Source organism: Brevibacillus sp. NRRL NRS-603 (assembly GCF_003013445.1).
GTDB classification, from domain to species: domain Bacteria; phylum Bacillota; class Bacilli; order Brevibacillales; family Brevibacillaceae; genus Brevibacillus; species Brevibacillus formosus.
The window spans coordinates 57,929-79,915 of sequence record NZ_PXZN01000014.1 but is presented as its reverse complement, the minus strand read 5'-3'; the positions used below and the strand labels follow the sequence as shown (position 1 = coordinate 79,915).

The window sequence follows — 21,987 nt, the reverse complement described above, 5'->3', positions numbered from 1 at the left end:
CTAACTAACGCCACGCCAAAGGCTTGTTGTAACAAGTTATCTAATAAGTAGCATTTACATCTTGAACGGACTTCCACTATAGCATTGAGCGTTGAGAAGATTATCCCTCAGTTTATACTGACGAGGATCTTACGTTTTAAAGGTACCGATGAACCAACAAAGCTGGTGAGAAGAAAAAGCGCAGGACTCGCAGACCTTGACAACGCCTACCCAGTCGGAACTTAAAAAAGGGGACCTGGTTGTCGAACACTTCTTCCCTGAGAAACGTCTGCCCGTAGGGTGGCTTTGGCTCGACGGTCCCCTTTTTTAAGTGGAGACGGACAGCCAATCCCCCTTGCGGGCGTGTCAGAGTCGAAGAGAACTGCGCTTTTTCTTCCCCTCCACGATGTTGACTCACTCGTCCTCAGAATCCAGCTGAATCCCATACTTTTTAATCCGCCGCATAAGTAGCGACTGGGTTATGCCGAGGGCCGCTGCTGTTTTGCGAGTCGTTTTGTGTGTACGCAATGCTTGCAAAATAAATTCCATCTCAATTTTCTCCATCCGCTCTGTAAGAGAAAGAGAACCTAGTGAAAGAATTCCCTCCTCCAGCTCACGAATACTCCGCAGTTCTTCTGGCAAATCACTGACCTGGATTTCATCCAGCTTGGACGTGATGACGATCCGCTCTACCAAATTTTCCAGCTCCCGCACATTTCCAGGCCATTCGTATTGATGCAAAACATCCAGCGCTTCCGGGGAAAAACGCCGTTTCTGGTTATGCTTGCTATTGAATCGCTGTAAATTGTGGTGGAGTAAAGGGAAAATATCGTCCTTTCTCTCCCGTAATGGTGGAACATTGATTGGCAAAATATTAAGGCGATAGTACAGGTCGTGTCTGAATTTGCCCAACCGCACGAGCTCCTGAAGGTTGGCATTGGTTGCCGTTATGATGCGGATGTCAGCTGTATATGTTTTCGTGCCGCCGATCGGCATAAACGTTTTGTTTTGCAGGAGCAGCAATAATTTCGATTGCAGATGGTAGGGAAGCTCGCTGATTTCATCCAAAAAAAGCGTCCCTTTGTCCGCCATTTTCACTAATCCGATTTTCCCCGAGTGACTCGCCCCCGTAAATGCCCCTTTGTGGTAGCCGAACAGCTCTGACTCGATCAAGGTTTCGGGGATGGCGCTACAGTTGACGTGGATGAACGGTCCGCTGCTTCGTTCGCTCAATTGATGGATTTGCTCCGCAAGATAGCTTTTTCCTACGCCTGTTTCACCTGTAATAAACACGGTCGTGTCGACAGGGGCAGCTTTTTTCATTAATTCCAGCAAGGCGAGATAGGAACGGCTGTTGCCAATCAAGGTTTGGGAGGAGCTCTGGCTCGCTTCCCACTTCATAAGCTGAATCTCTTCGCTGTACCGCTTTAGCAAAGCGACCGTCTCTTCCAGCTGTGAACTGGCACGGGCTGCCTCAGTGATATCACGCGAGTGGGAAACGATCAGCTCCGGCCTTCCATCCTCATCCGGGATAATATGTCCGGTCACCAGAAATTTCCCCTTATTATTGACGAGCTGAATGGTTGTGGTTGGTTTTCCCGTTTCCAAAACCAAGCGGGTGACAGAAGGGCTGAAAATCCCCATTTCTTCGAGGTCGGATACGTTTTGCCCGATGAGTTCGGCTTTTGGCAAACCACACAGGTTTTCACTGGCATTGTTTAACCATAAAGTAGTTCCCTGCGCATCAGCAATGAATATGCCATCTGCCAGTGTGTTCAGGATGTCAATAAAACGATCAACAGAAGACAATGCTAGTATCTCCGCAGCTTTTTCCATGTTGAGTAGCTCCCCAGTTTTTCAACTGATTGTACAAGATCGAATTGATTGTTGTATAGTGAGTCGAATTTAAAACTAGTTGAGTCGAAATCGACTCGAGTGAAAAGTTAGACTTTTCCTGCCTTTTCGTTTCAAAAGTGAGTCTATTTCGACTCAGTAATAGAAATTGCTTGTAGCTTGATTGCGTTTTCTTGCCGTTTTTAAGCTTGGCACAAGAGTTGCTTTTATATAGTTGGACGTAAGCGATTTACCCAAGAATAAGAGATAAGGAACTGCATGCGATGTTATCAAAACTGGTGACGCACGAACAAGCAGTGGAGCATGTTCTGGATGGCACCCGGCTGATGTATGGCGGATTCGGCACGATTGGCTCCCCGGCACAATTGATTGATGCGATTTTGCACAAAGGCGTGCAAAGCTTGACACTTATCGGAATTGATGCGGGGTATCCAGAAATCGGAATCGGAAAGCTGATCAGTCATGGACGGGTGAGGCGGCTGATAACCACACATATTGGCTCCAATCCCGAAGCAGGTCAACAATTGATGGACGGAATGCTGGAAGTGACATTTTGTCCACAAGGAATTTTCGCAGAAAAGATTCGGGCAGGAGGTGTTGGTATTCTAGGAATCGTTGTGGATGCGCATGTGGGAGGAGAGCGAATGGAAGGAGCAGAGCCGTTTGCTTTTGCCGGAAGATCTTGTCAGATTGAAGCCGCCCTTACTGCGGAGGTAGGGATCGTCTATGCGAAACAGGCGGATACTTACGGAAATCTCATTTATGACAAGGCGGCAAGAAATCTGAATCCGCTAGTAGCGATGGCGGCAGATATCACAATCGCTGAGGTGGAAGAGATCGTACCCGCAGGAGAGCTGGACCCTGATAAAATCGTGACGCCTGGCATTTTTGTGGATTATATCGTGGTTCGTGGCGGAGGGAACAGCTAATGGGGTTGGAAATGGATCAGCGAAATATGGTTGCGTGGCGTGCGGCCAAAGAGGTCACTCCCGGAATGGCAGTGAACTTGGGGATCGGGATACCTGAGCTCGTCGCTGATTTTATCCCGCATGAGTGGCAAGTCATGTTTCACTCGGTGAATGGAATCTTGGGTGTCGGACCTACGCCGTTAAAGGGAGAAGAGGATCAGCATATTTCCAACGCTGGTGGAGCACCTGTTACCGTTGTCCCAGGGGCCTCGTATTTCGACAGCACCATAGCGTATGGCATGATCCGAAGAAGAAAGCTGGATGCAGCGTTTATCGGGGCTTTGCAGGTGAATCGCCGAGGAGATCTGGCAAACTGGATTGTTCCTGGCTCACGTGTACATGGGATTGGTGGAGGAGCAGAGCTGGCCTATTACGCCAAGAAAGTGATCGTGCTCATGAGCCATGTCAATCAGGCAGGTGAGCCCAAAATCCGCAGGGAGTGCACGTTGCCACTGACGGCGAAGGGTTGCGTCGATCTCATTATCACCGAGAGGGCCGTGATCGAGGTCACGCAAAGAGGCTTGCTTTTGACAGAGGTAATGTACCCGTTCACCTTGGAAAATGTCATCACGAATACCGGGGCACCTTTAATGATTTCAGAAAATTTACAAATGGTAGAGTAATGAAAAATGTAAGCGCGAACATATGGAACAGGGGGATGAAACACATGAAAAAAACAATCAAAACAATCGCAGGAGTCGTATTTTCATTGTCACTACTTGTAAGCGGATGTAGCCAAGGCGCATCCACTAACAGTGCGGGAGGGCAAGCAGGTGGGGCTACTGCTGGAAATGCATCGTCCATGACAAAAGAGGCAGGCGTATTTGTTTACGCGGCTTCCGGTGAATATCAGCCATTCAGCTACTTCAAGGATGGTCAATTGACCGGATTTGATGTCGAGATCGGCAATGAAATCGCCAAGCGCTTGGGGCTTGAGCCAAAGCCAGTCACGTCGCCTTTTTCCGGTATTATCGCGGGGGTAAAGGAAGGACGCTACGATGCGGCGATTGCCAGCCATGCGATTACAGAAGAGCGAAAGCAGCAGATTGATTTCGCAGACCCTTACTACTTGTCTGGTGGACAACTGTTCGTTCGCCCGGATGGGACGATTAGCACGTTAGAAGGGTTAAAAGGCAAAGAAGTAGCAGTCGCACTCGGTACAACACACGAAAAGATGGCGCGGGAGTATACAGACAACATCAAAACGTATGACAGCGATGTAACGGCTCTGCGTGCCTTGGAGCAGGGCAAACACGATGTCGTGATTACAGATAGCGTTGTAGGGGAGATTGCTATCGCGCAAGGCTTGAAGCTCAAGAAAAGCGGTAAGCCACTCTCTGAAGTCCAACATGGAATCGCAGTGCGGAAAGGAAATACGGAATTGCTGAACAAAATCAACGAAGTGCTCAAGCAAATGATGGAGGATGGTACTTACGCCAAACTGAGCGAAAAGTATTTTAATCGCGACATTAGCAAAGCCGAATAGTGAGTTGGTATGAGAAGTATATTCCATTACAAGTGAGGGGTGGCATCAAGTGCCCAGTTTTGCCCATCTGACAGAAGAGTTTTTCCGGACATTGCCGTTTTTTTGGAAGCCGTTGCTGCTGACCTTTCAGCTGACGATCGCTTCTGTTATCGTAGGCTCGATTATCGGATTGTTTGTCGCCTTGTTAAAGGTATCCAAGCTTCCAGTTGCACGTTTCATAGCCAATGCGTACATCATGATTATTCGTGGTACGCCGTTAGTCGTGCAAATTTTCGTCTTGTATTTCGGCTTTTACAAAGTCATTGACCTCGGTCAATTTTGGTCGGCAGCGCTTGCTCTGGCGATCCACAGTGGAGCCTATATCGCAGAGATTTTCCGGGGCTCGATTCAGTCGATTGATAAAGGGCAAATGGAGGCAGGTCTGTCTTTGGGCATGTCCGCTCGTCAGACCATGCGTCGGATCATTTTGCCGCAAGCGTTGAAACGATCGATCCCGCCACTTGGCAACCAGTTTATTTTGTCTTTGAAGGAATCGTCTCTGGCCGCATTCATTGCCATGGATGAGTTGTTCTCACTGGCCCGCCGCTTGTCTGCGGAAACCTTTGATGAAATGACGTACTTTTTGATTGTGGCGCTCTATTACTTGGTTATTGTCATGGCGTTTACGTATGTGGTCCACATCATGGAGAAGCGTTTGGCCAAAGGAGAGGCGTAAAGCGGAGGGGAAAGACGATGGAAAAGCAAAGAGAAATGATACGCGTGCAAAATTTGAAGAAAAGCTTCGGAAAAGTGGAAGTTCTCAAGGATGTCACCCTGCATGTCGGCAAGGGCGAGGTCGTCGTCTTGATCGGTGCCAGTGGATCGGGGAAAAGCACATTGATTCGATGCATTAACTTTCTGGAGATCAAGGACGGCGGAGAGATTTATATCGAAGGAAAAAGTATCGATCCGAAGAAGGATGACTTGACCAAAGTACGGCAAAAGGTAGGCATGGTGTTTCAGCACTTCAATCTGTTTCCGCATAAAACCGTTCTGGAAAACATCATGGAAGCACCGCTGATTGCGAAGAAAGCGGACAAGGAGGAAACGAAGCAGGAAGCACTCCGGCTGCTGAAAAAGGTAGGTCTTTCTGAAAAAGCAGACGCCTACCCATCCAGCCTCTCCGGTGGCCAAAAGCAACGCGTGGCAATTGCTCGTTCGCTGGCGATGAAACCGGAGATCATGCTCTTCGACGAGCCAACCTCAGCGCTTGACCCAGAGCTGGTAGGGGAAGTGCTGGAGACAATGAAGCAGCTCGCACAAGAAGGAATGACGATGATTATCGTGACGCACGAGATGGGGTTTGCCAAGGAAGTGGCTGACTGGGTGGCGTTTATGAATCAGGGCAAGATCATCGAGATGGCTAGACCCCAAGAAATTTTCAACAACCCGAAAGAAGAGCGTACGAGAGAATTTTTGAACCGAGTACTGTAATGGCGTAAAAACGAAAGGGAGCTGGGGCATGAGAGACGTGGTCATTGTCGCGGGTGTGCGCAGTGCTGTGGGTGCATTTGGGAAAAGCCTGCGAGACGTACCGGCAACAGAGCTGGGACGGCAAGTATTGGAAGGCTTGATGAATAAGGTTGACTTGCCGAAGGAACAAGTCAATGAAGTGATTTTTGGCAATGGGTACGTACATGGGGGAGGACTCAATGCTGCACGTATCAGCTCGCAGCTGGCGGGATTTCCACGCAATGTCTATGGTCACATCGTCATCAAAGCATGTGGTTCAGGATTGAAGGCGATTGGCAACGGTGCGCTAGCCATAGCAGCAGGTCAAGAGGACGTGGTGATTGCGGGCGGAGTGGAGTCCATGAGCAGTGTTCCCTACCTCGTGAAGAACCGCTGGGGCAGCAAATTCGGCAATTTGACCATGGAGGATGCTCTTTTGACCGATGGTTTGATCTGCTCGCTAACGGGCGAGCATATGGGGATGACCGCAGAACGGCTGGCTGTACAGTACGGTATTACCCGTGAAGAGCAGGATCGTTATGCCTTTGAGAGTCACGTAAGAGCAGCGGCAGCAATCGAAGCGGGCACGTTCGCGAATGAAATCGTACCGATTGAAATCAAGGATCGCAAAGGCACCCGTGTTTTTGTCCAGGATGAATCCGTGCGCCATGATATTAAGCTAGAAGAGCTCGCCAAGCTGAAGTGTGTTTTTCAAAAAGAGGGGACGATCACTGCCGGAAATGCGTGTCCGATGAATGACGGCGCAGCCGCTGTATTGATGATGTCTCGTGAAAAGGCGGAGGAAGCGGGTTTGACTCCACTCGTGAAAATTAAGGCTTTTGCCAGCGCAGGAGTCGAGCCTGACGTGATGGGGATCGGACCAGTTCCCGCCACGCAAAAAGTACTGGAGAAAGCGGGATTAACGCAGGGTGACATTGGACTCATCGAATTGAATGAGGCATTTGCCGCCCAGGCTTTGTCTGTGATCAAATGCTTGGAGCTGGACACAAGCAAGGTGAATGTCAATGGAGGCGCGATTGCCTTGGGTCACCCTGTAGGGGCAACTGGAGCCAAACTGACTGTGACGTTGATGAACGAAATGCTGCGCAGACGTGAGAAATATGGCATGGTGACGCTGTGCATGGCAGGTGGCATGGGAATGTCAGTGATCTATGAAAATTTGACAATGTAAACTTCAACATGTGCAAATGAAAAAGCCCCGAACGTTGAATTGTCGGGGCTTTTTGCCATGGAAGCTTGATCGCTTATTAGGGGGCCTTTTGTTCGCGTAAATATTTTCGCAATGTAGCCGCCACTTCTGTTGGGTTTTCCAGCTGTACAATGACATGCTGATATTTGACATGCCCCACTACTTCTAGGATCAACAACGAATCAGTCTGGGTAAAAGAAAGGAAGTACCATTCGTTTTGATGCTGAAAGCTTCCTTCATAAATGTTCAAGGGTCCAAAAGACGTCCCTGGCATGCGCAACATCCATTTTGGCGGAATAAAAGAACCGACCTCGACATGCTTGATCGAGTGATAAGGTAACGTGATCGTACTCTTTAAGGCTAAGAGCGTATGCAAGCCAGTGAGACGCAAGGTAAAATCCGTCTTGCCGAAATGTACACTTCTTCCCATCGTTGCTCACCTCTTTTATCTGCCATCGTTCCATTATCTCACAGATGAATAATGATGACACGGGACAATCAAAAAAGCCGGCGTTTCCCCACAAGAGGAAGCAACCGGCTTTTCGTATTCTTTCTTACATTTCTTCTGGAGCAGCCAGACCGAGCAGACGCAGACCTTCCTTCAGTACAGCAACGACTGCTGCTACGAGCTGGAGACGGGATGCCTTCACATCTTCTTCCTCAGCCAGGATGCGCACATTCGCATAGAACTTGTTGAATGTTTGCGCCAGGTCGATTACATACTTGCCGATTTGCGACGGATCAAAGTTATCGGCAGCACGCTCGATTACCTCTGGGAACGCGTTTAAGAGGGTAATCACTGCCCAAGCCTCTTTGCTGTCGAGTGCACCGGAAGCCAGGTTCACCGTCGTTGCTGGCTGGTAGCCACCTCTGCGCAGTAGCGAGCATGCACGCGCGTGTGCGTATTGCACGTATGGTCCTGTTTCCCCTTCGAAGGTCAGCATCTCTTCCCAGGAGAAGTTGACATCATTGAGGCGGAAGTTTTTCAAGTCATGGAAAATAACTGCGCCTACCCCGACTTGACGAGCCACTTCTTCTTTATTGGACAGTGTAGGGTTTTTCTCTTCGATGACTTTTTGGACATCAGAAATGGCTTGTGCCAACACTTCTTCCAAGAGAACAACCTTCCCTTTACGCGTGGACATTTTCTTGCCGTCCTTGAGCATCATGCCGAATGGGATGTGGTGCATATTCGCGGACCATGCATAGCCCATTTTTTCCAATACTTTATAGAGCTGCTGGAAGTGGAGGCGTTGCTCGTTTCCTACGACATAGAGTGCTTTTGCAAAATCGTACGATTCGTGGCGGAAGAGAGCGGCAGCCAAATCACGCGTTGCGTACAGGGTAGCGCCGTCTGATTTTTTGATCAGGCATGGCGGCATGTTGTATTCATCGAGGTTCACGACCATCGCACCGTCGGATTCAGTCAACAGACCTTTTTCCTCGAGCAACGTAACAACGCGATCCATTTTGTCGTTGTAGAATGCTTCCCCGTGCGTGGAGTCGAAGGCTACGTTCATCAGGTCGTAGATCTTCATGAATTCCTTGAGGGATTCGTCACGGAACCATTTCCACAGATGCTGTGCTTCTTCGTCGCCATCCTCGAGTTTTTTGAACCATTCACGGCCCTGGTCTTCCAAGGTAGGATCATTTTCGACTTCTTCGTGGAAACGAACGTAGAGGCTGAGCAGCTCTTTGATCGGTTCTGCTTTTACCTTTGCTTCGTCACCCCAGAGACGATACGCAACGATCAGTTTACCGAACTGCGTACCCCAGTCACCCAAGTGATTGATGCGCACTGGCTCGTAGCCTTGCTTTTCCATGATATTGGCAATCGCGTTCCCGATCACAGTAGAGCGCAGGTGACCCATGGAAAACGGCTTCGCGATATTTGGGGAGGAGAGGTCGATTGGTACTTTGCGTCCTTCACCGAGATTACTGCTTCCGTATGTGCTGCCTTGGGTAAGGATGGTTCCGATTACTTGCTCTGCCACATTTTCTTGATCCAGGAACAGGTTGACGTACGGACCAACTGCTTGCGATTCGCGCAAGGGTGCACCAAAGAGCTGTCCAGCCAGCTCTGCTGCGATCATTGGTGGGGCTTTGCGCAATGCTTTTGCCAATTGGAAGCAAGGGAAGGCCACATCGCCCATGGCAGGGTTTGGTGGTGTTTCCAGCATGCCGTATACGGCTTCTTTGGTCAGTGTGTCTACGCCCATCGAGGATAGCGCAGCGGCAATCTTTTCAGCGACTTGGTGTTTATAGCTCATCTAAATTTCTACCCCTTTCAAATAAAAAAACCTCTACGTCTCCTGTGAAAAAGAGACGAGAGGTTATACTCCCGCGGTGCCACTCTTGTTGTTTTTCTCTTCCATCGCACAGGAAGACAAAAACCGCTTGACCTGCTGTAACGGGCAGTCCCGGCATAGCCCTACACGATCCGTTGCCCATAATGGCTGGCGTTAGATGTTCAGGCCGCATCTCCGAGGGGCGCTTCCTCACATGGTTTGGCATCGGGCTCACACTGTCCCCGACTCGCTTTCGTCCTCACACAAGGAGTACTTTTCCTCATCAACGATTCGTTTGTTTCTCTAGAATTATAGCTGTTTATACCGTCAGGATGCAAGAGTGCCTCGATCAAGGTTTTTTTAAAATCTTATCTAATTCCGCGAAATATTGCTTGGTCAGCTCTTCCCTTTCTTCCGCGCTGAGGTTATCTGCGTTCATCATTTGCTCTTTGTACTGTTCCAGCTTTTCGAGCATAGCCAACTCGGCAGCAGCGGCATCGTCCAGATCGTAATTTTCCGATGGATCGAACGGGATCAATCGATTGTCATTCCCACTGCGCAAATAAGCGGAGCGCCAGTTCTCTGGAAACTGGTACGGCTGTTCGCCAAACATAATCGCTAAAATATCGTCGGATTCAATCGGCAGGAAGTGATCGTAATCGTCTCTTCTGCCTCCCTCGGACAAGTTAATGTGGGACAAAAAATAGTGGAGATAATGTTCCCCGGTTTCGGTATTCTTAACGATGGAGTAGGTTTCAAATTCGGATTTGGATAGTTCTTTTATGGTCTCCAAACAGGACAGAAATTTATCTTTTTCTCGTGCTTGCAAGTCATCCATGTCATCTCGTTCCTTTCGCTCTACAATAAGCCTCATGATAGCAAAAGCAATGTGCGCTGACAATGAAAGCAACGCAACGGAGTGCAGCAGTGGAAGAACGGAAAAGAATGATGGAAAAATAATTGGGTAATCTTGTCACAAAAATAAGCTAGCTGGATCAAATACATATCAACACGAAACAAGGAGGTGAACAGCGCGTGAATGCAAGTGCCAAAAGTAGCGAAGCGGACTGGACGCTGCAATTGACCAACGAGGAGAAGCTGACGAGACTCATGAGCGAGTACGGAGACAACATCGTGCAGCTCGCCTACTTGATCGTCAAGGATCGGGGAATCGCGGAAGACATTACCCAGGAAGTGTTCCTGAAGGCTTATCGGGGTCTGGATCAGTTCCGCCATCAGAGTAGCGTGAAAACGTGGCTTTACCGAATCGCGATCAACGAGTCCCGCAAATATTTGCGTTCGTGGTCCTTTCGTCAGATTTTTTCTACATACCTCTCCAAAGAGGAAGCACCCCCAGAAAAGGTCGACACGGCAAATGTTGAATCGGCAGTCATCGGGCGAATGAGTAAGGTACAAGTAGCGGAGCAGGTGATGAAGCTCTCGCCGCTGTACCGAAAAGTCATGGTACTTCATTACTATGAGGATTTGTCGATAAGAGAGATGGCGCAAGTGCTGGATATTTCAGAAGATGCCGTACGAACCCAATTGTCACGGGCCCGAAAACATTTTAAGGCATTGTGTGAAAAGGAGGGATTGGAATGGACGTAGATAAGCAAATGCGTGAAGCGGTACGGAGCACAAGTGAGGAATCAGTGAAGGAAGTGAGGTTTACAAAAGAGATGGAATTACGGATCAGAGGTGCGATTGCAAAGAATAAACACAAGAATCGAAACAGAATTTTCGTGGCGGGTTCGCTGGCAGCTTGCTTGGCGGTTACTGCTGTGGGAATGCACCAGCAAGGCTGGTTTCCACAGTTGCCAAGTGGCAAGAATGTAACGAATGCGATTGCAACGACTGCTACGAAAACAAATAATAAAGAGGCAAATCAGAACAGTGTAATGGTGTCGGCGGAAGAGGCCGTCTTACCATTGAAAAAAGTGATTCCAGCCTTGAGCAAGATGACAATAAGAGTGGATCGTACAAGCTATGGAATCAGTGATCTCATGTTACTGGAAGGCGATAATGCGCGTGCCAAGGTTGCTTATGATATACAGACAGGACAAATTGAGAGCTTTACAATCAATGGTGATCGGGGAGAACAGAAGGAAGGGAAATTGCCATCAGCCAAGACTGCTGAGAATGCAGCAAGCGCATTTCTTCAAGCTTTTTTGGGGGAGGAAAGTAAGACCTATCAGCTCGTCGAGACTCAGATCTATTCCGACGAGCATATGGTAAAAGACCCATGGATGAGCGTGAATTATCAACGGATCGAAAACGGCCAGCCCGTCCCGTTCGACGTAATGTCGGTTGGAATTGACCAACGTGAGCAAGTCGCGTTTTTCGGGCGATTGAACAAGAGCGAACAAGCCTTTTTCACCAAGCTGACAGATGCCATGCCCGATTTGAGCCCATCCCTTCTTCTTTTGGATAAAGAAAAGAACCACGATGGCATGTCATTCATTTTGGGGAAAACGAACAAAGAGGGACATCAGGTTTCCCTTGTGATCACTGGCAATGGTCAAGCATTGGAACATTATAGGCTTCTGTTTAAGGATGAAAAGGAAGCAAAGAGCCAGAAAAGAGCAGAAGGAGCAAAAGCATTGGAGCAAGAGCGACAGTTCCTGAACAAGCTGCTCGGGGCTGATAGCGAGAACTATCGGTTGTTGGACGCCAACCATCCGGGATTGTACCTGAGATACTATAACGGGATGCCGGTGTTGTCTGATGAAATAAGCATCGAAACAACCGACTCTGGCCACCTCGAATATTTCAATAAGGGGCTCGAATCATTTGAGCCGTCGCAGTACCCGGATGTATCGACTGCTGTGTCAGAAGAGGTAGCCATCAAAGAGCTGAGCGAGCATATGAAGCTTCGATACGTGCAGAATCCGAGAATACAGCCACAATCAAAACAAGGGGATATGTGGCAGCCCATTCTGGAGTACACACCAGCTGTTTCCTTCATGCAAAGAGGACGTGAAGATGGTCAGGAGTGGTATATCGACGCGACCAATGGCAAGATGGTGTATGGAACGGGAGATAACGGGCTTGCTTATGATCAGTTGAATACGAAGGAAGCACATCCGATCGAATCTCCAAAGGAATACGTCAAGGTTCGCTCCAAGGATGAGGCAAAAGCGTTGCTGCAGGCGGAATTCGGCATACAAGTGGATGACTCGACCTATAGAGAGAGTAACCGTGACGGACGCAAGGAATACGTCTGGAATGATAAAAATGACAAGTATATCGGCGTAGAAGTTCTCGCAGAAACAGGCAGTGTCGTCGGGCTGGGGACACCGCGTTCCGATACAGCAGTGACAGTCAAACGCGAGCAAGCGGAAGAGGCTGCACTTGCCTTTCTGCCTAAATACGTTGATCCAGGCATAAAAGAAGTGCAATTGGCGAAAGTCATACAGCCAGACGAAGCGAATCCTGTGTCATCGGGCGAATGGGAATTCAGATATCTCATGAGCAAGGATGGCATTCCAGTACAGGATCGCTGGCCAAAAGTGGCTTATTCAGTAACAGTCGATCCGTCTTCTGGCAAAGTGACAAAGTTTGAAAACTACAGAGAGACGCACGAGCTGGTGGAGCTTCCAGCATCCGACGAGATCGTCTCGAAAGACAAGGCTGTTGAGGCGTATTTACGCGTCATGCCTTTAAAGCTGGTCTATTTGATGAGAGATGTGGATGGGCAAAAAATAGCTCAACCAAAGCTGGCGTATGTGCCGTGGAGTGACGAAAAGCTGGCGTTCAAATATATTACTCTGGATGCCGTGACAGGCAAGATCATCACCAAATAACAAGAAAAAAAGGCTATCCCGCAGCCATTCCTGATGGCTTTTGGGATAGCCTTTTTTACACACTTATTTAACAGTCGTCACACGAACACCCGATAATTACCAACAGGATAAACAGCACGAGCACGATTGCGAAGCAGTCACCGAAGAATCCGTTTCCGCAGTAAGATGTACTCATCTTTGTTTCCCCTCCTTTCCGTTATACTCCAGTCTATACACGAATGCCGATATTGGACTGGGCGGATGCCCAGCTTAGGCAAAAATGGGCGCGTAAGAGAAGTGGTTCAGTAAAAAATAGACAATTCACAATTGACGAGTAGACAAAGGGGGTGTTAAGATACTTGCAAACATTCCATACATTTCGCAAACCAACTAAATGACAAGTGTACGACTCTTATCCAGAGAGGCAGAGGGACTGGCCTGATGAAGCCTCGGCAACCGGTAAAAATCCGGTGCCAATTCCAGCAAAGCTACGTGCTTTGAAAGATAAGAGGATGTCTCAGGCGTTTTCGTATCTGCTGACAAATCCTCTTCTTTCAAAGAAGAGGATTTTTTATTTTAAACCGATTGCGGAGAATAAGCCGATGCAAGGGAGAAAAGGGGCACGTCAATGAAACCAACTTTTCGCGAACAGCTTTCCCGGAAAATTCTGATTCTGGACGGTGCAATGGGCACCATGCTTCAACAGGCGAATCTGACTGCTGATGATTTCGGCGGTGAAGCCTATGATGGCTGTAATGAACTCCTGAACCTGACCAGACCAGATGTGATTCGTTCCATTCATGAGAAATATTTAGAGGCAGGCGCAGATATCGTCGAGACAAACACGTTTGGTGCTGCTTCCATCGTTTTGGCTGAGTACGATGTGGCAGAGAAAGACCTTGAGATCAATATAGCGGCAGCTCGCTTGGCCAGAGAAGCGGTGGATGCCTATTCCACGGAGGAGTGGCCGCGTTATGTAGCAGGTGCGATGGGACCGACGACCAAAACCCTTTCGTTGACAGGTGGTGTCACTTTCGAAGAACTGGTCGAGGCGTATTATCGTCAGGCAAAAGGTCTGATTCTCGGCGGCTCCGATGTTCTTCTCTTGGAAACCTCGCAAGATACGTTGAACGTCAAGGCTGGCGGAATCGGGATTCGCAAAGCTTTTGAAGAGCTTGGCCAGGAGCTCCCGGTGATGCTCTCAGGTACGATTGAGCCGATGGGCACAACGCTGGCAGGTCAAAACATCGAGGCGTTTTACATTTCGTTGGAGCATATAAAGCCTGTCTCTATTGGTCTGAACTGTGCGACAGGACCAGAGTTCATGCGTGATCATCTGCGGACTCTGTCAGGAATTGCCCAATGTGCGGTCAGCTGCTATCCAAACGCAGGCTTACCAGACGAGAACGGCCATTACCATGAAACGCCACAGGGGCTTGCTTCGAAAATGCGGGCGTTCGCTGAACAGGGCTGGATAAATGTCGCTGGCGGTTGCTGCGGAACAACGCCTGACCATATTCAAGCGATGGCAGAAGCATTGAAAGACTGCAAGCCACGCAGTGCAGCTGTAGAACCGCTGAGCGCGGTCTCCGGGATCGAGGTCGTTTATGTTGAAGATGACAATCGTCCTTTGCTAGTAGGGGAGCGGACCAATGTCATCGGTTCCAAAAAATTCCGTGATTTGATTGCAGCTGGTCACTACGAAGAAGCATCTGACATTGCCCGAGCCCAAGTGAAGCGCGGCGCACATGTCATCGATATATGCTTGGCTGACCCCGACCGTGACGAATACGAAGATATGGAAAAATTCCTACAGTTCATCGTGAAAAAAGTAAAAGCGCCGCTCATGATCGACTCGACAGATGCGAAGGTCATGGAGCTGGGACTTCGCTATTCGCAAGGGAAGGCCATTCTCAACTCGATCAACCTGGAAGACGGGTTGGAGCGATTTGAGGAAGTGGTTCCGCTCATTCACAAGTTCGGTGCCTCGGTTGTCGTTGGAACGATTGAAGAAGCGGGTATGGCTATCACTCGCGAAAAGAAGCTGGAGGTCGCGCAACGCTCGTACGACATTCTCGTCAACCAGTATGGAATAAAGCCACAGGATATTATTTTCGATCCACTCGTCTTTCCAGTAGGGACAGGGGATGAACAATACATCGGCTCTGCAAAGGAAACCGTAGAAGGCATTCGTTTGATCAAACAGGCAATGCCTGCTTGCAAGACGATCCTGGGTGTCAGTAACGTTTCCTTCGGCTTGCCTCCTGCGGGTCGGGAAGTGCTGAATGCGGTCTTCTTGTACCACACCACTCTCGCAGGGCTTGATTACGCCATCGTCAACACGGAAAAGCTGGAGCGCTACGCTTCGATTCCAGAAGACGAGAGAAAGCTGGCAGAGGCCCTGTTATTCGAGACAAATGATGAGACATTGGCGGCCTTCACCGAATTTTATCGCCAAAAGAAAAAGGAAGTCCGTGTGGAAGTCTCCTCGTTAACACTCGAAGAACGCTTGGCTCGTTATGTAGTCGAAGGCTCCAAGGATGGTCTCGTGGAAGACCTGAAGCTGGCTCTGGATAAATACACACCGCTCGAGATCATCAACGGTCCGTTGATGACTGGGATGGAAGAGGTCGGTCGCCTTTTTAACGGCAACCAGCTGATCGTGGCAGAAGTATTGCAAAGCGCGGAAGTCATGAAGGCATCCGTATCGTTTTTAGAACCATTCATGGAAAAAAGCGATGCCGCTGCAAAGGGGAAAATCTTGCTGGCGACAGTCAAAGGCGATGTGCACGACATCGGAAAAAACCTCGTGGAAATTATTTTGTCAAACAACGGCTACAATGTCGTGAACCTGGGGATCAAGGTACCGCCAGAGCAACTGATTGCCGCATGCAGAGAAGAAAAGCCGGATGCCATTGGTCTGTCTGGACTCTTGGTAAAATCCGCGCAGCAAATGGTCATTACAGCACAAGACCTGCGTGATGCAGGCATTGATGTCCCGATGATGGTCGGTGGTGCGGCGTTGACGCGCAAGTTCACATCGAACCGGATCGCACCAGAATACCGTGGAATTGTTTTATACGCAAAAGACGCCATGGATGGTCTGGAGCTCGTGAATCGTCTGCAAAATCCGGAAGAACGTGATCGCTTGGTAGAGGAACAGCAGCATCTGCTGGAAGCAGTCGCAACGGCTCAGCCTGTTGTCGAGGAGAAAAAAGCACCTTTGCCAGCTCGCTCAGCCATTAGCAGAACCGTTCCGATCCATCTGCCGCCAGATTGTGAACGACATGTTCTAAGACAATATCCGCTCAGCCATCTGCAACCGTATTTGAACCTGCGGATGCTCCTCGGAAAACACCTCGGTGTTCGCGGAAATGTAGATAAATTGATAGAGGCAGGCGACGAGAAGGTACTGGAACTGTACGGCATTGTAGAAGAGCTATTAAATGAAGCGAAGCAAAAAGGAACCATTACGACACACGGTGTTTATCAGTTCTTTCCAGCTCAGTCAGATGGCAACGATATTTTGGTCTATGATCCAAAGGATCACAGCAAGCTGCTGGAGCGCTTTACGTTCCCGCGTCAGCTGGAAGAACCGCATCTTTGTCTGTCCGACTTCTTGCGACCAGTGGAGAGCAAGGAAATGGATTATGTAGGATTCCTGACTGTAACGGCTGGGGGAGGGATTCGCGAAAAATCTACAGAGCTAAAAGAACGTGGCGATTACTTGCGCTCTCATGTCCTCCAAGCCTTGGCATTGGAGCTGGCAGAGGCATTTGCTGAGCGAATTCACCACGTCATGCGCGACGTGTGGGGCATACCAGACCCGGTTGAGATGACGATGCTCGAGCGCTTCGGAGCAAGGTATCAGGGCATTCGTGTCTCCTTCGGTTACCCTGCTTGCCCGAATTTGGAGGATCAGGCGCAGTTATTCCGTCTATTGCGTCCAGAGGATATCGGCGTTCAGCTGACAGAGGGCTTCATGATGGAGCCAGAAGCTTCCGTATCGGCGATGGTATTTGCTCACCCAGAAGCACGTTATTTCAACGCAGGTCCATCTATTTTTGAAGTCTAAAAACTGATCACGTATAAATGAAAATGGGAGAGAAGGGATTGAGTTGACGACGAGAAAGAAAGATTTACGAGCCTACTTAAAAGACCACCTCCTAGTAGGAGATGGTGCAATGGCGACCCAGCTGCACGGGCTGGGCGTCCCGGTTGGCGTCAGCTTTGAGGAGCTGTGTCTGTCCAACCCTCGTTTGGTGCATGATGTTCATACGTCTTACTACCAGGCCGGTGCACGTTTTCTGGAGACAAATACGTATTCTGCCAACCGAGATGCATTGAGCCGTTACGGTCTGGAGCATAAGGTAGCGCGGATTAACCGGCTTGCAGTCGCCATTGCAAGGGAAGCCGCACAGGATGATGCTTATGTAGCTGGTAGCATCGGGTCGATTTTGGCTGGACGGGTGAAGAAAAAGGTTTTGGATGAATACCGTGACCAGTATGAGGAACAGGCAATTGCACTGTTACATGCGGGGGTAGACGGACTGATTCTGGAGACGTTCCTGGACTTGGAGGAGCTGCTTCTGGCGATCGAGGTAATCCGTCCACTCACAGATGTACCTGTAATCGCGCAGTTAGCCACATTGGAAGTAGGGCGCACACGTGATGGCTACGCCTTGACAGACGCTTTTTCCGAGCTGAAAGCCGCAGGCGCTGACGTGATCGGACTAAACTGTCGCCTTGGTCCCGCTGAACTGCTACGCTCGTTTGAAAATACAGTGATTCCAGAAGATTCACTCTTATCCGTATTCCCGAATGCAGGGCGTCTGGGAATGACTGACGGAGAATACGCCTTTAAATCATCACCTGAATATTTTGGACAGAGTGCGCTTCGCTTGCGTGAGCAGGGGGTACGGTTGATTGGCGGATGCTGCGGAACCACACCTGCACATGTGAAGGCGATTGCGGATGCACTTGAGTCACTTGAGCCGCAAGCGCGTGTGAACCCAACCATCGTAGCTGGTGATCGTCCTTCGATTTCTGTGCAGAGCACGAGGGAGAGGGAGAAACCAAGCATTGTCGAGCGCGTAAAAACAGCAACGACGATCATTGTGGAGTTTGACCCGCCGCGTGATCTGGATGCAGACCAATTTCTTCATGGATGCTGCGAGCTGCACAAAGCAGGAGCGGACGCCATTACGTTAGCGGATAACTCGTTGGCGACAGTGCGCATGAGCAACATGGCTCTTGGGGCGCTCATGAAGAGCAGACATGGAATCGATCCGCTTTTGCACCTTGCTTGTCGGGACCGCAATCTCATTGGGCAGCAATCGCACTTAATGGGGCTGCACGCTTTGGGGATTGACCAAATATTGGTGATTACTGGGGATCCATCGCGCTTTGGCGACTTGCCAGGTGCCAGCTCGGTATTTGATGTTACCTCATTTGATCTGATTCGCATGGTAAAGCAGTTGAACGAAGGAGTTTCGTTTTCAGGACGTCCATTAAAGCAAAAAGCCCAGTTTATCGTGGGTGCAGCCTTTAATCCGAATGTCCGAAATATGGATGCTGCCGTTGCCCGCTTGGAAAAGAAGGTCGAGGCAGGCGCGGACTACATTATGACACAACCTGTGTATGATGCAGAGTCCATTCGGAATGTGTACGAGGCGACAAAGCATATTGGCATTCCTGTCTTTATCGGGATCATGCCGCTGACCAGCTCGCGCAATGCGGAGTTTTTGCATAATGAAGTGCCGGGAATCAAGCTGTCGACAGAAGCTCTGGAACGGATGAAAAAGGTACAGGGAGAAGCCGCCAGAAAGGAAGGAATCGCAATCGCGAAGGAATTGGTCGATACGGCCGTTCGTTACTTCAATGGCATCTATCTGATTACCCCGTTCAATTATTACGAGATGGCAGCAGAGCTCATTCAGTATACGCGCCAGCAAAGCTCTTTGGTGAGGATTGCTCAGACGTAACGGTTTGCGCCAGTTAAATAGGGAAGGCCTATGTGTATAGACAGGCTATAGCCTTGCGTCTAATGCACATGGGCCTTCATTTCGTCTAGCATAAAGGCGGTTTTGAGAGCTTCCCGATTGCAAAACTGTTGTATCTCAGAAAGGTTCATCTGGGCATACAGCTTCTTGCGTAAAAAACGTTCAATGATATGTGGGAAAGCAAGATCGACAAAGAGCAAATGCAGTTGCTCAATCGACAGAGGGTTTTCTTGGAGATAGCCACGCAATATATGAGCAAACAATTCCTCATTCCACTGCTCATTTCTTCGCATAGCAAGGGATAGAACACGGGCAATGTCTTTGGACGGAAAATCGTAACGAACGTCATCCCAGTCAATGATCGCTATTCTTTGATTACTGACGAGCAAATTCCCATTGTTAAAATCTCCATGACAGAGAAAGTGATTGGTAAGCGGTTCCTTTTTCCATTTCGAGAAGTATAGAGAGGATTTCAAATGTTCCTTGGCTGTGAGCCCTGCTTGTTTAAAAAAAGGAAGGTATTCCGCAATCGTAGCGTATTTTTGATCATTTTTCCCGCCGTGTCGAAGCTCCCACTTCTCAAGGGAAGCTAAATCTGCCTTGTACTCCACGGACCATTTTTCTGCGCCATTGTAAAGGTTGCCATGCTTGGAAGAAAAACCGAGCGACCTCGCATGAAATTTGCCCAATACCATTCCGATCCGTTCCATTCGAATAGGGGAGTTATACGCAATATTTGGCCAGGATAGCTTTTGATGGAGAACGAAAAGATTTTCTCTATGAGATATGTAACGCTTATTATTTTTGGTTCGTTGAATGTTGGGAATGAGTACGCCGTTTTTGCGCAAATGCGCTTCTGCATTCAGAATGAAATGTAAACGTTCCTTTTCCAGAGGGAAAGCTTTTCCGATGAATTTGCCATTGGTCGTTTCCAAGTAAATGACGAGTGATTTGGGGGTATCCCGAATGGTTCTGTGATGCAAAACCGTCATGTCGTATTTGTTCTGGATTTTTTTGATGAGGTCGTCCACTGCTGATGCCCCTCCTTGCGTAAAGAGCTACAAGTATTGTACGGAAGAAGAGGAGTGGCTGACACTAAAGATCTACTTAGTGGGCAAGGGGAGAGGGTGCCAATTCATCTCGCGTAAAAAATGACTCAGCTCAGTAAACTTGGCGATTCGTTCCTCACGTGTAAAAGATGCGTTAGCCCCACTGGTAGACGGGACGACAAACACATAGCTGCCCGACCAATCTTTTGTCCCAAAGTACTTGATTGGCTGAAGCCCCAGTGAAATGGCTTCTTTCTTTTGTCCGGTTGCGTGACGAAAAGCAGTAATTCCGTTAAAACAGATGACACGAGGCCGGTAAGTCTGGATCATTTGGACGAACAGTTCTGCACCCTTGGCATAATCCTCGTTACGCAGGTCTGTTGCGGAACGGGTGGGGCGTGAGACTAGATCGGTAATACCATAATTGTAGTCTAAGAGGGTAGCGGTTTCCTCGGGCAAGAGCTTGTGAGGTGTCAGCCCACCCTCATACAAGCCGCGCCAAAACAGGTTGGCTGGATTGGCGTAGTGGAAACCCGTTGTAGCCGATATACGCCCAGGATTGATACCGCAAAATAAGACCGCTAAATCGCGGCGAATATATGTGGGCAACCATTTTTCTGTGAACTCGACCAAAGTGAACCCCTCCTGTTTAGCACATTGTAGCACATCAGTGAGCGCTTTCAGAGAGGAGCAAAAAAAGCTGCCAGACTTGGCAGCTTCAGGTTATATTGGATCAAGTAACGGATCTTAGAGCTGGGGATGCGGATACGGCAGCACTTGCTGTGGCTCGTTGAACGTGAATTGCTCCATTTCATTCCGGACGTATCTTTTCGTCTCGAATGGAACGACTTCTTGTTCTTCATTACCCCACAACCAATTCGACAGCATTTGTATCATAAGGATACCCTCCACTTTGTGGAAATGTTTTACATGTTCATCATACTCCAGTTGAGGGCATTTTTGGTTGGGCAGGTGTGAATAAGGCGTGAAGAAATCGTGGATAGAAAGTGAACAAAATTGAAGCGATTTCACAGGACGTCGAATAAAAAGCGAAAAGAAATCCGCCTGTACGACGGACTCTTTTCGCTTTTGTCATGTCATTTCTATGGATTGGTTGACCACAGTCCAGCGGATTTCACGAAAATGCGTTTGTTCAGCTTCAGCTGGCTGACCACGAACTCAGCAATATCCTCAGGCTGCATCGTCTTCTCAGGATTTCCGTCTGTCAGACCCAAGTCCAAAGCCAAATCGGTAGCTACCGTACTCGGCGTCAGCGCGGTGACGCGGATGTTGTGTTTGCGCACTTCAAGAGCCAAAGACTCCGTCAGGCCAAGAACACCGAACTTGGATGCGCTGTACGCACTGGTAAGAGGAGCACCTTTCTGTCCTGCGGTGGAAGAAATGTTGATAATGTCACCGGCGTTTTGCTCGATCATGCCTGGGAGCACCGCGCGAGTCACGTAATAGACACCCATCAGGTTAACTTGGATGATTTGCTCCCATTCGCTTGTTTCCAGCTCCATGAACTTGCCGAATTTGGCAACGCCCGCATTATTGATCAGGATATCAATCTGACCCAGTTCATTTTTGATAGAAGCAACAGCTGTTGTGACAGCCTCGTAATTGGATACGTCTGCGGTCGCAATCGCTACCTTGACGCCAAATGCTTCTACTTCCTTGGCGACTTGCTTCAGATTTTCCTCAGAGCGAGCCAACAGGCCGAGATGCACGCCTTCCTTTGCCAGGGCGATTGCAATTGCGCGGCCAATACCTTTACCTGCACCCGTAATGAATGCGGTTTTTCCTTTTAGTTCGATAGCCAAACGAAAACACTCCTTTTTCAAGACAATAGGAATCTCATGTATATTGTGCAGTGTA

19 protein-coding genes, 1 riboswitch and 1 other annotated feature are annotated in these 21,987 nt (G+C 49.0%); of the genes, 10 read left to right on the top strand and 9 right to left on the bottom strand.

All coding sequences use genetic code 11. The annotated features are described in order from the left end of the window. Positions 1-393: 393 nt before the first annotated feature. Positions 394-1,815, bottom strand: coding sequence for a sigma-54 interaction domain-containing protein (locus C7R94_RS14655; protein WP_106782248.1), 1,422 nt, complete (start codon positions 1,813-1,815; stop codon positions 394-396). A gap of 281 nt (positions 1,816-2,096) precedes the next feature. Between C7R94_RS14655 and C7R94_RS14650 the strand changes: the two genes are divergently transcribed. From C7R94_RS14650 to C7R94_RS14625, 6 genes are read left to right on the top strand one after another with little or no spacing between them, the layout of a single operon-like run. Further along, complete coding sequence (locus tag C7R94_RS14650; protein WP_106782246.1) at positions 2,097-2,762, top strand: CoA transferase subunit A; 666 nt, start codon at positions 2,097-2,099, stop codon at positions 2,760-2,762. Next, the gene (locus tag C7R94_RS14645) at positions 2,762-3,424 is read left to right on the top strand and encodes a 3-oxoacid CoA-transferase subunit B (RefSeq protein ID WP_047068734.1); all 663 of its coding nucleotides are present in this window, start codon (positions 2,762-2,764) and stop codon (positions 3,422-3,424) included. Before C7R94_RS14650 ends, C7R94_RS14645 begins: the two co-directional genes overlap by 1 nt. Positions 3,425-3,468: 44 nt before the next feature. Further along, positions 3,469-4,287: an ABC transporter substrate-binding protein gene (locus C7R94_RS14640; RefSeq protein ID WP_106782244.1), complete on the top strand. Its 819-nt coding sequence runs from the start codon at positions 3,469-3,471 to the stop codon at positions 4,285-4,287. 49 nt (positions 4,288-4,336) lie between these two features. After that, positions 4,337-5,002: an amino acid ABC transporter permease gene (locus C7R94_RS14635; protein ID WP_106782242.1), complete on the top strand. Its 666-nt coding sequence runs from the start codon at positions 4,337-4,339 to the stop codon at positions 5,000-5,002. A 17-nt stretch (positions 5,003-5,019) separates the two neighbouring features. After that, complete coding sequence (locus C7R94_RS14630; RefSeq protein WP_106782240.1) at positions 5,020-5,760, top strand: amino acid ABC transporter ATP-binding protein; 741 nt, start codon at positions 5,020-5,022, stop codon at positions 5,758-5,760. A gap of 28 nt (positions 5,761-5,788) precedes the next feature. Then, positions 5,789-6,970: a thiolase family protein gene (locus tag C7R94_RS14625; protein WP_106782238.1), complete on the top strand. Its 1,182-nt coding sequence runs from the start codon at positions 5,789-5,791 to the stop codon at positions 6,968-6,970. Positions 6,971-7,046: 76 nt separating this feature from the next. On the opposite strand, the gene C7R94_RS14620 is transcribed toward C7R94_RS14625, so the two are convergent. The 3 genes from C7R94_RS14620 to C7R94_RS14605 all read right to left on the bottom strand — a co-directional run bounded on the left by C7R94_RS14620 (position 7,047) and on the right by C7R94_RS14605 (position 10,114). Next, the gene (locus tag C7R94_RS14620; protein WP_106782235.1) at positions 7,047-7,418 is read right to left on the bottom strand and encodes a hypothetical protein; all 372 of its coding nucleotides are present in this window, start codon (positions 7,416-7,418) and stop codon (positions 7,047-7,049) included. Between the two features lie 124 nt (positions 7,419-7,542). Beyond that, complete coding sequence (gene argS, locus C7R94_RS14615; RefSeq protein ID WP_106782233.1) at positions 7,543-9,258, bottom strand: arginine--tRNA ligase; 1,716 nt, start codon at positions 9,256-9,258, stop codon at positions 7,543-7,545. A gap of 48 nt (positions 9,259-9,306) precedes the next feature. Continuing rightward, positions 9,307-9,572, bottom strand: a binding site (T-box leader). Positions 9,573-9,625: 53 nt separating this feature from the next. Beyond that, a complete protein-coding gene (locus C7R94_RS14605; protein ID WP_106782228.1) occupies positions 9,626-10,114 on the bottom strand; it encodes a hypothetical protein in 489 nt (162 codons plus the stop codon). A 197-nt stretch (positions 10,115-10,311) separates the two neighbouring features. Here C7R94_RS14605 and C7R94_RS14600 point away from each other — a divergent pair, with 197 nt between their 5' ends. Together C7R94_RS14600 and C7R94_RS14595 are read left to right on the top strand one after the other, a co-directional pair. Then, positions 10,312-10,884, top strand: a complete 573-nt coding sequence (locus C7R94_RS14600) for a sigma-70 family RNA polymerase sigma factor (RefSeq protein WP_106782225.1) — start codon at positions 10,312-10,314, stop codon at positions 10,882-10,884. Further along, positions 10,875-13,079, top strand: coding sequence for a YcdB/YcdC domain-containing protein (locus tag C7R94_RS14595; RefSeq protein ID WP_106782223.1), 2,205 nt, complete (start codon positions 10,875-10,877; stop codon positions 13,077-13,079). The genes C7R94_RS14600 and C7R94_RS14595 overlap by 10 nt, the downstream gene beginning before the upstream one ends. 67 nt (positions 13,080-13,146) lie before the next feature. On the opposite strand, the gene C7R94_RS14590 is transcribed toward C7R94_RS14595, so the two are convergent. Further along, a complete protein-coding gene (locus tag C7R94_RS14590; protein ID WP_083995026.1) occupies positions 13,147-13,254 on the bottom strand; it encodes a YjcZ family sporulation protein in 108 nt (35 codons plus the stop codon). 213 nt (positions 13,255-13,467) lie between these two features. After that, a riboswitch (SAM riboswitch) is annotated at positions 13,468-13,569 on the top strand. Between the two features lie 117 nt (positions 13,570-13,686). Here C7R94_RS14590 and metH point away from each other — a divergent pair. Next, a complete protein-coding gene (gene metH, locus C7R94_RS14585) occupies positions 13,687-17,133 on the top strand; it encodes a methionine synthase (protein WP_106782221.1) in 3,447 nt (1,148 codons plus the stop codon). A gap of 43 nt (positions 17,134-17,176) precedes the next feature. Then, positions 17,177-19,042, top strand: coding sequence for a bifunctional homocysteine S-methyltransferase/methylenetetrahydrofolate reductase (locus C7R94_RS14580; protein ID WP_106782218.1), 1,866 nt, complete (start codon positions 17,177-17,179; stop codon positions 19,040-19,042). Positions 19,043-19,101: 59 nt separating this feature from the next. Here the strand turns inward: C7R94_RS14580 and C7R94_RS14575 are convergent, their stop codons facing one another. The 4 genes from C7R94_RS14575 to C7R94_RS14565 all read right to left on the bottom strand — a co-directional run bounded on the left by C7R94_RS14575 (position 19,102) and on the right by C7R94_RS14565 (position 21,932). Further along, entirely contained in the window at positions 19,102-20,091 is a 990-nt protein-coding gene (locus C7R94_RS14575; protein ID WP_106782215.1) for a phosphotransferase, read from the bottom strand. Positions 20,092-20,163: 72 nt separating this feature from the next. After that, positions 20,164-20,742: a mismatch-specific DNA-glycosylase gene (locus C7R94_RS14570; RefSeq protein ID WP_047068747.1), complete on the bottom strand. Its 579-nt coding sequence runs from the start codon at positions 20,740-20,742 to the stop codon at positions 20,164-20,166. Between the two features lie 114 nt (positions 20,743-20,856). Further along, positions 20,857-21,006 (bottom strand): hypothetical protein, encoded by a 150-nt coding sequence (locus C7R94_RS30300; RefSeq protein WP_162837744.1) that lies wholly within the window; start codon positions 21,004-21,006, stop codon positions 20,857-20,859. A 206-nt stretch (positions 21,007-21,212) separates the two neighbouring features. Continuing rightward, the gene (locus C7R94_RS14565) at positions 21,213-21,932 is read right to left on the bottom strand and encodes a 3-ketoacyl-ACP reductase (protein ID WP_106782213.1); all 720 of its coding nucleotides are present in this window, start codon (positions 21,930-21,932) and stop codon (positions 21,213-21,215) included. Positions 21,933-21,987 lie beyond the last annotated feature (55 nt).

Excerpts from the sequence above, each read along its gene's own strand:
- C7R94_RS14655 (WP_106782248.1), bottom strand. The coding sequence starts at position 1,815 with ATGGAAAAAGCTGCGGAGATACTAGCATTGTCTTCTGTTGATCGTTTT.
- C7R94_RS14650 (WP_106782246.1), top strand. The coding sequence starts at position 2,097 with ATGTTATCAAAACTGGTGACGCACGAACAAGCAGTGGAGCATGTTCTG.
- C7R94_RS14645 (WP_047068734.1), top strand. The coding sequence starts at position 2,762 with ATGGGGTTGGAAATGGATCAGCGAAATATGGTTGCGTGGCGTGCGGCC.
- C7R94_RS14640 (WP_106782244.1), top strand. The coding sequence starts at position 3,469 with ATGAAAAAAACAATCAAAACAATCGCAGGAGTCGTATTTTCATTGTCA.
- C7R94_RS14630 (WP_106782240.1), top strand. The coding sequence starts at position 5,020 with ATGGAAAAGCAAAGAGAAATGATACGCGTGCAAAATTTGAAGAAAAGC.
- C7R94_RS14625 (WP_106782238.1), top strand. The coding sequence starts at position 5,789 with ATGAGAGACGTGGTCATTGTCGCGGGTGTGCGCAGTGCTGTGGGTGCA.
- C7R94_RS14620 (WP_106782235.1), bottom strand. The coding sequence starts at position 7,418 with ATGGGAAGAAGTGTACATTTCGGCAAGACGGATTTTACCTTGCGTCTC.
- argS (WP_106782233.1), bottom strand. The coding sequence starts at position 9,258 with ATGAGCTATAAACACCAAGTCGCTGAAAAGATTGCCGCTGCGCTATCC.
- C7R94_RS14605 (WP_106782228.1), bottom strand. The coding sequence starts at position 10,114 with ATGGATGACTTGCAAGCACGAGAAAAAGATAAATTTCTGTCCTGTTTG.
- C7R94_RS14595 (WP_106782223.1), top strand. The coding sequence starts at position 10,875 with ATGGACGTAGATAAGCAAATGCGTGAAGCGGTACGGAGCACAAGTGAG.
- C7R94_RS14590 (WP_083995026.1), bottom strand. The coding sequence starts at position 13,254 with ATGAGTACATCTTACTGCGGAAACGGATTCTTCGGTGACTGCTTCGCA.
- metH (WP_106782221.1), top strand. The coding sequence starts at position 13,687 with ATGAAACCAACTTTTCGCGAACAGCTTTCCCGGAAAATTCTGATTCTG.
- C7R94_RS30300 (WP_162837744.1), bottom strand. The coding sequence starts at position 21,006 with ATGATACAAATGCTGTCGAATTGGTTGTGGGGTAATGAAGAACAAGAA.